13 protein-coding genes are annotated in these 10,665 nt (G+C 35.1%); 7 read left to right on the top strand and 6 right to left on the bottom strand.

Going from position 1 to position 10,665, the window contains the following annotated elements; translation table 11 throughout:
- Window positions 1–251: 251 nt before the first annotated feature.
- Together KO521_RS01500 and KO521_RS01495 are read left to right on the top strand one after the other, a co-directional pair.
- Window positions 252–1,988: a DMP19 family protein gene (locus KO521_RS01500; protein WP_215938143.1), complete on the top strand. Its 1,737-nt coding sequence runs from the start codon at window positions 252–254 to the stop codon at window positions 1,986–1,988.
- Between the two features lie 305 nt (window positions 1,989–2,293).
- A complete protein-coding gene (locus KO521_RS01495; protein ID WP_215938142.1) occupies window positions 2,294–3,022 on the top strand; it encodes a hypothetical protein in 729 nt (242 codons plus the stop codon).
- A gap of 106 nt (window positions 3,023–3,128) precedes the next feature.
- Here KO521_RS01495 and KO521_RS01490 read toward each other — a convergent pair whose 3' ends face one another.
- A complete protein-coding gene (locus KO521_RS01490; RefSeq protein ID WP_215938141.1) occupies window positions 3,129–3,611 on the bottom strand; it encodes a Crp/Fnr family transcriptional regulator in 483 nt (160 codons plus the stop codon).
- 45 nt (window positions 3,612–3,656) lie between these two features.
- On the opposite strand from KO521_RS01490, the gene KO521_RS01485 reads away from it, so the two are divergent.
- Genes KO521_RS01485 through KO521_RS01470 form a run of 4 tightly spaced genes read left to right on the top strand, consistent with a single transcriptional unit; the run spans window position 3,657 to window position 6,730 of the window.
- Window positions 3,657–4,607: an SDR family oxidoreductase gene (locus tag KO521_RS01485; RefSeq protein ID WP_215938140.1), complete on the top strand. Its 951-nt coding sequence runs from the start codon at window positions 3,657–3,659 to the stop codon at window positions 4,605–4,607.
- Window positions 4,608–4,640: 33 nt separating this feature from the next.
- A complete protein-coding gene (locus tag KO521_RS01480; protein ID WP_215938139.1) occupies window positions 4,641–5,246 on the top strand; it encodes a hypothetical protein in 606 nt (201 codons plus the stop codon).
- Window positions 5,247–5,304: 58 nt separating this feature from the next.
- On the top strand, window positions 5,305–5,817 hold the full coding sequence (locus KO521_RS01475) for a hypothetical protein (protein WP_215938138.1): 513 nt from the start codon (window positions 5,305–5,307) through the stop codon (window positions 5,815–5,817).
- Between the two features lies 1 nt (window position 5,818).
- Window positions 5,819–6,730, top strand: coding sequence for a helix-turn-helix domain-containing protein (locus KO521_RS01470; protein WP_215938137.1), 912 nt, complete (start codon window positions 5,819–5,821; stop codon window positions 6,728–6,730).
- Between the two features lie 35 nt (window positions 6,731–6,765).
- On the opposite strand, the gene KO521_RS01465 is transcribed toward KO521_RS01470, so the two are convergent.
- The 5 genes from KO521_RS01465 to KO521_RS01445 form a co-directional block, all read right to left on the bottom strand.
- Entirely contained in the window at window positions 6,766–7,398 is a 633-nt protein-coding gene (locus KO521_RS01465; RefSeq protein ID WP_215938136.1) for a Crp/Fnr family transcriptional regulator, read from the bottom strand.
- Between the two features lie 13 nt (window positions 7,399–7,411).
- Window positions 7,412–7,618: a YgaP family membrane protein gene (locus tag KO521_RS01460; protein WP_215938135.1), complete on the bottom strand. Its 207-nt coding sequence runs from the start codon at window positions 7,616–7,618 to the stop codon at window positions 7,412–7,414.
- A gap of 93 nt (window positions 7,619–7,711) precedes the next feature.
- On the bottom strand, window positions 7,712–7,981 hold the full coding sequence (locus KO521_RS01455) for a heavy-metal-associated domain-containing protein (protein WP_194534292.1): 270 nt from the start codon (window positions 7,979–7,981) through the stop codon (window positions 7,712–7,714).
- 53 nt (window positions 7,982–8,034) lie between these two features.
- A complete protein-coding gene (locus tag KO521_RS01450) occupies window positions 8,035–8,379 on the bottom strand; it encodes a rhodanese-like domain-containing protein (RefSeq protein WP_215938134.1) in 345 nt (114 codons plus the stop codon).
- Window positions 8,380–8,540: 161 nt separating this feature from the next.
- On the bottom strand, window positions 8,541–9,956 hold the full coding sequence (locus tag KO521_RS01445) for an MBL fold metallo-hydrolase (protein ID WP_215938133.1): 1,416 nt from the start codon (window positions 9,954–9,956) through the stop codon (window positions 8,541–8,543).
- A 416-nt stretch (window positions 9,957–10,372) separates the two neighbouring features.
- Between KO521_RS01445 and KO521_RS01440 the strand changes: the two genes are divergently transcribed.
- Complete coding sequence (locus KO521_RS01440; protein WP_252729811.1) at window positions 10,373–10,660, top strand: EF-hand domain-containing protein; 288 nt, start codon at window positions 10,373–10,375, stop codon at window positions 10,658–10,660.
- Window positions 10,661–10,665: the final 5 nt, after the last annotated feature.

Here is a 10,665-nt window from a genome sequence, read left to right as displayed (position 1 = left end):
AGAAATTCCAATATTTGAGTTGGTACTACTACAAAAAAGAACGCGAATTTAAAGAATTCATTTACGTATCAAGTAAACATTTTAATATCTATTCCGCCATTCTGTAAGAATTTAAAGACGTAAATATTTATATTGCAGGTATTACCAAAATAAACATACCTGAAAAAGTACGTTTATACCCCAATATTGAGAAATATGCGTAATTGTCCGCATATCCGTACGTTAGCTATAATGTTGAAGAAACATCGCGAATGAAAAGAATACTTACTATTTCAATAATAATTATGAACTTATTAAATCTGTTCGGTTGCAAAGCCCAAAACGAAAATGACCCTTATTGGGAATTTAATAAAACCGAACATTTTCGTCCTGAACTGAATAAAGGTGAATTCTTCAAATTAAACGGTTTTGATTTTGGTTGGTTCGTCCTTGAACCAATATCGAAATTTATAAAGGACAAGGAACACGAAATTGAACGTGGAAAATCTTTATCGTACGGACAGAAAGCACTTTATTATTGGTGGTATTTAGATGCTCAAGTTACAAATGGTGGATTTGTACAATTCTATTACAATGGTTACGGACCTTATATTCCTACAATAATTAAAGGCTTGGAACATATTGGAGATACTGAAATGGCCAACCTTGTCAAGAAAGCGGATAAAATCTATCAGAAAAACAAAAAACTAATGGACAAAGCTCAAGAAAGTGATTTGTTCGGGAGCGACCTTTATGATAGACTTGACGAAATGTCTTTGCTTGATGACAAGTATTATGAAATGAATGAAGAGACAATGTCCTTAATTGAATCTTACATTCGTAAAAACCCAAACGAAATATGTCTTGACGAAGATGGAAAAGAATTTGACCTGACTTTTACTGGATTATGCAAGACCTTTTATCCTGACAAAAAAGTTAAAGAAGAGTTTTTCCTTGAACAAGGTGTAATAAATGGAGAATTCAAATCCTTTTATGAAAACGGAAAGCTAAAAGAACGAATAGAATACAAAGAAGGAGAACAAACTGGAGAGCGAGAAGAATTTTTCGAAAATGGAACACTAAAATATAAGGTTGTAAAGGATAAACCTAATGAAGTTCTAATACATAAATGGTTCTATGAAAATGGAGCTCAGAAAAAATTAGAAACAAAAAAAGCTGATGGCAACCAAAACTTTGGCGAATCAAAAGAGTGGTATGATAATGGGCAACTTGCAGAGCAATCGAATTTCATTGATAATACTACAAGGACTGGAAAATGGCTGAAATTTTGGAAAGATGGAAGTAAAAAACTGGAAGCAGATTTTAAAGAAGGTCAAGTCTATTTTGAAAACTATTGGAATGAAAAAGGAGAGCAAACTTTGATAAACGGAACAGGACTTTATATAAACGAATGGAATTCATTTAATAGCACAACCATATACGAGACTAAATACAAAAATTACCTCAGAGATGGTAAATCAAGAACTATCAGAAAAGGTTTAGTAAGTTTAGAACAAGAATTTAAAGAAGGGAAAGAAAACGGTATTACAAGAAGTTATTATGATAACGGAAATTTAGAACAAGAAACTGTTTATGAAAATGGCAAAGCTATTTCATCTAAAAAATTTCCAAAGTTTACAAATCCAAAAGTCAAAACAAATGTTATTTCAAAAATATGCGATGGGTGTTATAAAGACTATGAGGATTATGTACTTCCTGACAATCAACCAACACCAATAAATGACCAAATAATAGCTAAAAAATTTAAGGCGGAAAAATCAATTTTTGATGGATATGGTGATGACCATACATTATCTTATGGTTACTATTTATTTGTTAATGAAAAAGGGAGTGTCGAGGACATAAAATTTGCTGTTGCAAGCAATATGTGGTTAGATGAGCAAGTAAAATCAAGTATGTCTGAACTAAAATTTGAACCTGCTTTAAAAGGTGGAAAGCCAATAAAAAGTATACATTATGTTCGATATGAATTAAAGCTGACTGAATAAAACACTATAGCTAACAATGTATATAAAACATAGCTATTATAGGCTTTACGAGAGGTTTGTGTGTATCTGTAAAGTCACCAAATTTTTAAATTTGGCTTTTAAAATAAAAAAGTAAGAACAAAACATAAAAATTCGGCTTGTGTATAATCCGAAAAGTTAGCGTCTATTTGCACGCTACGTTTCATATACTAACCGTTCAGGAATGAAAAACAGATAAGATGATAAAATATTTAGTTGTGAATATGAAAATGAATCTAATAATAATTATCTCGATTATTTTATTTCATTCATGCAAGACAAAACAATTGCAAACTAAAATTTCATTTCCTAAAATTGAAAACCAATTTGAAGGAGAATTAGATTATGCCAACGGAGGATTTGAACTTGTTCAATGGCCCAAAAATGGAGATGAAATTACACTTGGCAGCATTGATAAGACAGGAGCAATTCATTTCAGCTTACTAGATTATGACATTAAGGAGCTTGGTAATAATCATATGGGCTCTAATTTGGAGAGTCAATTTAATATGATGAACTGTAAAGGAAAAGGTGAATATGACATGATGGGAAATCCGCTATTTAAAACACCATACGATGATGTATATTCTCAGCTATATCCGCCAATTTACGTAAAGAAATATGGCATTACTGTAGCTTATATATCTCCTGTTTCCGAAGAAAGAATGCTTGACAAAAAGAACTGGGACAAGATTGTAGGTAGTAAGTATTATTTGATGTATATAGACAGAGATCTTGAATATAAAGATACATGTATCCGAGAATCACCTAATGGCACCGGTCTCGAAGTTGAGAGGAGTGCAGATATTCAATTTCAAAAAGGATGGAATTTCATAAAGGCCAACCTTGTTTCCATTCAAAATTATGGTGAAAATAATGAGCATATCATGGCCAAAAAATTTCTATTTACGACAGCCTCTCTCAAATCCAAAGATGTGAAATGGATTCTGCAAAGAACAAAGACTGATGAAGAAATACAAGCTGCAAAAAAAGAATTTGAATTACGTAACCAATAGTAAAACGTATGATTCCATAATGAGCACTCCTGAGAACAAGTGATATGCGGTCAGATTTGCTATCTTTGCAACCGCTATATAGCACAAGACCGTTACACTCCCCACTTTACAACTCCACAAGTTTTATGTGGTACCGGTTTAGTTTTACCTTACCCATATTTTCAAGTTTTTTAAGCAACCTAGGTAATACTACGCGTGAAGTGTGTAGTTCATAAGCAATTTCCTGGTGGGTACTGATAATGATAGTACTGCCCGTAACCGGGGATTTATTTTTCAGGTATTTTAATAGACGTTCATCCATATTTAAAAATGCGATGCTGTCCAGCGTTTCCCATAATTCACTAAGCCTATTATGGTAACTTTCTAGAATGAAATTACGCCAGCTTGGATAGTTGGCCACCCATTCTTCCATTTTACTAATGGGCAACAGGATCAATAAGTCCGAATTAGAAAAATAGGGAAAAGAAAACCAAAAGTTTAAAATACGATATGGTAATGAACAACCTTCCAAGGTTGAACATATGACACTATCTCCCCAAAAAGTATACAAGATTCGAAAATGTGTGTAAGTAAGTTGGTGGCCCTCCATTTTACCTTTGTCCTACTCTATTGGATAGTTAAAAAATAGGATATAATGAATACAACACAATTTGGCGAACAAGGGTGGACACCCGATAGAATTATAAGTCTTAAAGGCAAAACATTCGTAATAACAGGTACTACAAGCGGTACAGGTTATGAAGCTGCAAAAATATTATTGAAAAAAGGAGCAACCGTGGTTATGTTGAACCGTAACCTAAAAAAGGCTACCATTACCATAGCAACCTTAAAGCAAGAATTGGGTAATGCAATACCTGTAACCAACATAGAAATGGACTTAGCATCCTTGACTTCTGTAAAAAAAGCTGCAGAAGAGGTGCTTAAAACCGTACCACAAATAGATGCCTTGCTTTGTAATGCCGCAATAGCTCAAGTACCCAAACAAACCTTTACCGAAGATGGTTTTGAAAGTCAGTTAGGGGTAAACCATTACGGTAATTTTTTACTGCAAGCATTACTTTACCCTCGTATAGAAGAATCTAAAGGTCGTATTGTAACTGTTGGCAGTATGGGGTACACTATGGGAATTAAGACCATAAAGTTCGATGATATGAACTGGGACAAGAACTATGGTCCTAACGATGTATATAGCCAAAGTAAACTGGCGCAGATTATGACAGTTTATGAATTACAGGATAAATTAAAAGAGGCGGGTAAAACAACTGTAAAAGCATATGCCTGCCACCCAGGGGCATCTTCAACATCACTCATAAAAACCAGTGGAAGCTTAATGACAAGATTCATGTGGCAAATCATGAAATTGACACCAATGGTACAATCAGCAGAAAAAGGTGCGTATCCAGAATTAATGTGTGCTACAGAACCAGATTTGGACCAAGAAGGTTTTTACGGCCCAACAGGAAAAAATTATTGGACCGGCCCGGTAGGTGAATGCAAGCTAGAGCCACACGCAAAAGATAAACCCGTAATGGAAAAGCTTTGGTCAGTATCAGAAGATGCTGTTGGTTATGAATGGAAGGTTTAACAGTTGGATTCCAATAATTGAAATCTAAGAGAAATGAAGCGCATAAAATATATAAGAACAGTAGTTATATTATTAACGTCCATCAATGCTTTTGCACAAAGCCGAAACTATAAAACGAAAACCGCAAAAGATGGCAGGACTACGGTAAAATATGAACTGGTCAAAGAAGAGGAAGGAACCCATTTTTATTACGTTGCCCAGACAACGGCCAACATTACCTTAGACGAACTAGATGCCTATTTTTCCAATACGAACAATCATAAAAAATTCTTGAAAAGAACACCTGTTACCCAAGAAATAGAAAAAATATCGGGGAAGGAATGGTTGGCATATTATTATTTTGATGCACCATGGCCAATGGCAGATAGCGATATTGTCATAAAAATTGATCGGGTCAAAAAAGATGACATACTTATTTTTACAGCAACGGCAGTTTCAAACGATTATAAACAAGAAGATGTTAAGAGAATGGCTAACTACAAGGTTGTTTATGAATTTACGAAAGTAGATCCGGACATAACCAAAATTACCTATACTGCAGATTATGTACCAGTGGGATATGTACCTAATCTTTTGGCTAAAATGTGGTTTCCAGAAGGTCCAGCAAATATTGTAAACAATATTGGGGCAACGAAATAAGTAAAAAAACCCAGTATAAATTTTAATTTAGTAGAATAGATTATCTAAAACATCAGCTATGGATATTTTAAAAGCAGCTACTGATTGGGCTAAGGCCGAAGTTTTTTCTACTCCGTTTTTCATGCTCTTCGGAATGGTATTTTTAGTGGCGAGTGTTGGGTTCTGGCAACTGGGAAAGACAGATATGGCAAGAGCCTACATTATACCAACATTGGTAGCAGGCAGCTTACTTCTGATAATTGGTTTGGGCTTATTTTTTACCAATAAATCAAGAATAACACAATTTGAAAAGGCGTACCATAAAGATGCAGCTGCTTTTGTAGATGCCGAATTGAAGCGAGCCGAAGCTACCTTAAAAGAATACGACACGATAGTTTTTACCGCAATACCTATAATCATTATTGCCTGTGCCCTAGTCCTATTGTTCGTTAGCACCCCTATATGGAGAGCAAGCATGATAACGGCCATAGCTATGTTAGTCGTTATATTATTGGTAGATGGTACGGCGCATGCAAGAATAGATGGGTACAATAAGCAGTTACAATTGGCAGCTAAAGAAATAAACACATAATATGCAGCATTTTAAAACCTTATCGGAGTACATAGCGTATTTAGAATTACCAGGACCAGAGCATCCTATGTTCAGTGTATTTTCTGCAAGGGGAGAAGACTTTTTACCCTGCCCCAAAGAAAGTTCACCTCCAATTACAAATGATTGCTATTCTATTAGTTTAAAGAAAATAGTGAAAGGCGATTTAAACTACGGTAGAACCACTTATGATTTCACCAACGGCGCTTTAATTTTTATCGCTCCACGACAAGTACTGCAATGGGATAGTAGCGTAGTATATGAGCAAAAAGGCTTTTCCATCAACTTTCATGAAGATTTTCTGAAAGGAACAGAACTGGCTCAACAAATAAAAAAATATGGCTTCTTTTCATATGCGGTAAATGAAGCGTTACATCTTTCACCTAAAGAAGAAAAGCAAATCGAATCTATAGTAGAGAATATTAACATAGAATACCAAAATAACCAAGATGAGTTTAGTAAAGACATCATTATCTCTCAATTAATTACGCTTTTTAAATATGCCAATCGTTTTTATGAAAGACAATTTTTGAATAGAAAAGAACTCTCTACTAGCTTGCTAGAGCGGTTTAACCTGCAAGTATCTCAATTTTTCGAAACTGGTCAATTACAGAAAAAAGGTATTCCTAGCATAGAGCAAATTGCAGCTAAAATATCCGTTTCACAGCGGTACCTCAGCGACACTTTAAAAAAAGAAACCGGTAAAACTACTACAGAGCATTTGCAATTGCTGTTAATTGATGAAGCTAAGAACCTGTTGTTACAACCCAGTAAAAGCATAGCAGAAGTAGCTTATGAATTGGGTTTTGAATATCCACCCTATTTTTCAAGACTGTTCAAAAAGAAAGAAGGTATCAGTCCTACCGAGTACAGAGAAAAATATAAATTGAATTAAGCTATGGCAAGCTTTGCACAGACACAGAACTTAAATTACAACTCCACAAGTTTTATATGGTACCGGTTTAGTTTTACCTTACCTATATTTTCAAGTTTTTTAAGCAACCTGGATATTACTACGCGTGAAGTGTGTAGTTCATAAGCAATTTCCTGGTGGGTACTGTTAATGGTAGTACTGCCTGTAACCCGCGATTTATTTTTCAGGTATTTTAGTAGACGTTCATCCATATTTAAAAATGCGATGCTGTCTAGTGTTTCCAATAATTCATTAAGCCTATTATGGTAACTTTCTAGAATGAAATTACGCCAGCTTGGGTAGTTGGCCATCCATTCTTCCATTTTACTAATGGGCACCATAATTAGTTTTGCCTCTGTTTCCGCCACCGCCCGTATTTCACTCTTTCTGTGACCTACACAGCAGTTCAATGTCATAGCACAGGTATCGCCATGTTCAAGAAAATAGAGCAATAGCTCATCTCCTTTATCATCTTCCCTCAACACCTTTACAACTCCTGATACCAACAACGGCATAGATTTAATGAACTCCCCTATTTCAATAAGTTTAAATCCTTCGGGTATTTCCTTAAACGTGGCAACGTTATCGATTTGTTGAAGAAGTTCATCTTCAAAAATATGTCCGTAATTATCCTGTAGTGCCTGGTTCATCTTAAAAACTTTATCACTTTTTAGTTTTACAGGTTTTGAACCCAAAAATCGTGTATAACGGACAGAAACTTATAAAACTTGTTATTATAAAAATTGCTGCTACGGCTAACAGTACGTAAGCTAAAATGCCACCAATACTACCTTGCCAATATAAAAATCCTACAATAGCAGCAAATATAAATCTGATAATGCGGTCTGTACTACCCATATTTTTTTTCATAATATTCAGAATTTAGTTGTTGATGGTTTTTTTTAAAATACGCTTACGCCAACCTACTTTTTAATTTGTACGAAAAGCCATGGCGGGTCTACCCTATTTAGACATTTTTCCGCTTACACAGCTAGCAAAAGAAATTGCTTTTGAAACCATAGAGTTTTCGCTATCAATAGATGGGTAACCCAATACTTTTAATTTCTCCTTAACCATAAGTGCATCGTTCAAATCTTCGTGCATAAACGATACCATAGAGGTTTCTACATCTACCGAAAGGTTGGATATATTCTCTATTTCCGATACTCTAGAGGTAATAGTTTTGGCACAACCGCCACACTTTAAATTTTGTACTATAATACTTGTTTTCATAATGCTGGTTTAGTTGGTTATACAAACGTTTAACCCATTTCTTTTATAATAACTTACGACCATCTTGAATAGCCGCCTTTTAAATCAAAAATTTGCGTAAAGCCCATATTTAAAAGCTTTCTAGCTGCTTTCTGACTTCTTGCACCAGAACGGCAATAGACATAAATGGGTTTGTTCTTATCTAGTTTCTGAAAAGATTTCTCAAAGTTAGCCGAGTTAAAAAAATCAATATTCTTGGCGCCTTTAATATGACCTCCGCTAAATTCATTAGCCGTACGAACATCTACCAATTGCACTTTGCTACCTGAAATAGCTGTTGCGTACTCTTTTTTATCCAAGATTACTATTTTATCAGAGGCTTCACTTTTATTACCAAATATTGAACTTAAGAATGACATAGTTTTTATGTATTAAAGGAAGGATTAAAAAAAGGAAACGGTCTAATAAGCCCTGACCGTCTCCCCATATATAACCAACCAAATTTTAATGTTATTTTTGTTTTATCGCCAGAAATCCCATCTATTATTACAATAGAACTACTGGTGTTTTAGCTTTTATTTTAAAGTAACGTGGTAGGACAAACGTATTCCGATACTTTTATGCCCGTATTTTTAATTTCTGCAAAGCCACCTTCTACATCCACAAAATTATCCCAACCTCTTTGTTTTAATATAGACGATGCTATCATACTACGATACCCCCCTGCACAATGCACCACAAAAGGTTTTTCCTTTGGAAATTGTGCTAAATGTTGGTTGATTTCATTAAGCGGTACGTTAATAGCTCCTATTACATGTTCAGAGTCAAATTCGCTTTTTTTACGCACATCTATAACCAATGGTTTTTCTGATGCGTAGGCTATCTCTAATTCTTTAGGTGAGATACGTTTAACGGTCTCTACCTCTTTCTTGGCTTCTTTCCAGGTTTTAAAGCCCTCTTTTAAATATCCAATGGTATTGTCATAACCTACACGTGACAATCTGGTAATAGCCTCTTCCTGTTTACCGGGATAGGTAATTAAAAGAATTTCTTGTTTCACATCTGGAATCATCTCGCCTACCCATTGGGCAAAGCTTCCGTCAAGGCCTATATTAACGCTATTAGGTACGAATCCTGTTGCGAAATCTTTGGCATCTCTAGTATCTAATAAAAGTGCTCCCGTTTCATTGGCAAGCAACTCAAAAGCTTCGGCAGTTAAAGGTTTTTCCGCTCGGTTCATAACCGTGTCCAGACTATCATATCCTTTAATGTTCATCATTACGTTCTGTGGAAAGTAACCTGGAGGGGTTGTTAAACCTGTTAGTAGTTCCTTAATGAACTCTTCTTTGGTCATATCTGCTCGTAGCGCATAGTTGGTAGCTTTTTGGTGACCTAAAGTATCCGTAGTTTGTTTACTCATCTTTTTCCCACAGGCAGATCCTGCACCGTGGTTAGGAAATACGATTAAATCATCGCTAAGAGGCATAATTTTGTTGCGCAAGGAGTCATATAGATAACCTGCCAACTTCTCTTCCGTTAAATCCGCTAGCACATGTTGTGCTAAATCCGGTCTGCCTACATCACCGATAAACAAGGTATCTCCAGTAATGATTCCATACTCTTTTCCATTTTCATCTATTAGTAGGTAGGTAGTGCTCTCCATAGTATGTCCGGGGGTATGTATTACCTTTACCTTATAATCACCCACATTAAAAACTTGACCGTCTTCTGCTATTATAGCGTCATAACCAGGTTTTGCCGTTGGGCCAAAAACAATCTCTGCCCCTGTTTTCTTTTTTAGGTCTAAATGACCACTTACAAAATCCGCATGAAAATGAGTCTCGAATACATACTTGATTTTTGCATGATCATTCATTGCCCTATCTATATAAGGTTGTACCTCACGTAGTGGATCAAAAATAGCCGCTTCACCATTACTCTCTACGTAATAGGCCGCATGGGCCAAACATCCTGTATAAATCTGTTCTATCTTCATTTTATTTTGCTTTTACTTTTGATGGGATAAAATTACAACGACTTGACAATCTGCGAAGTAACTTTAGTTACAAAGCTCATAAACTTTGAGACGTTTAAGAATGATATTCGTCAGGTTCAAAAAATAAATAACAACGATTTAGGGTCATAAAAAGAATACGGATAATACCATTATCCGTTCTTCAAAATAAATTCAGATTGCACTTTATTTTTTTGACCTAAATCATGGCGCCTATTATCTTACTACAATGTATTTATAATCTCTTAATTGAATATATACATAGCATGCATTAAACTTTTTACAGAGCTATTAAGTCCATTCACTGAGAACTATCGTTGATTCACTTAAAGAAGCCATTTGGTGTGAAACCATTTCCAATATTTGTAACTGCAAACTTGAATCTTAAAACTACAAATATGAGTACAAAAGCAATGTTAATAGGGGTAACCACTATCGCAATATTCGTAATGTCATGCAAGAGCCAACAAGCTAACAGTAAACCTGCAAAACAAGGTCCCCCTTCTGTTGATGCAATTTTCACTAAAATGGATTCCAATAAAAATGGTCTTCTTTCAAAAACTGAAGTGAACGGTCCTTTAAAAGAAAAGTTTACGGAGATTGATACCAACAAAGATGGTTTTTTATCAAAAGAAGAAGTAGAAAAGGCTCCAAAACCATCAGGAAAGAGACCTCAAAGACAATAAGCATT

The organism is Zobellia uliginosa (assembly GCF_018860745.1).
Taxonomy (GTDB): Bacteria; Bacteroidota; Bacteroidia; order Flavobacteriales; family Flavobacteriaceae; genus Zobellia; species Zobellia uliginosa_B.
Note: the sequence above shows the minus strand (reverse complement) of the source record. Positions and strands in the feature narration are given on the sequence as shown.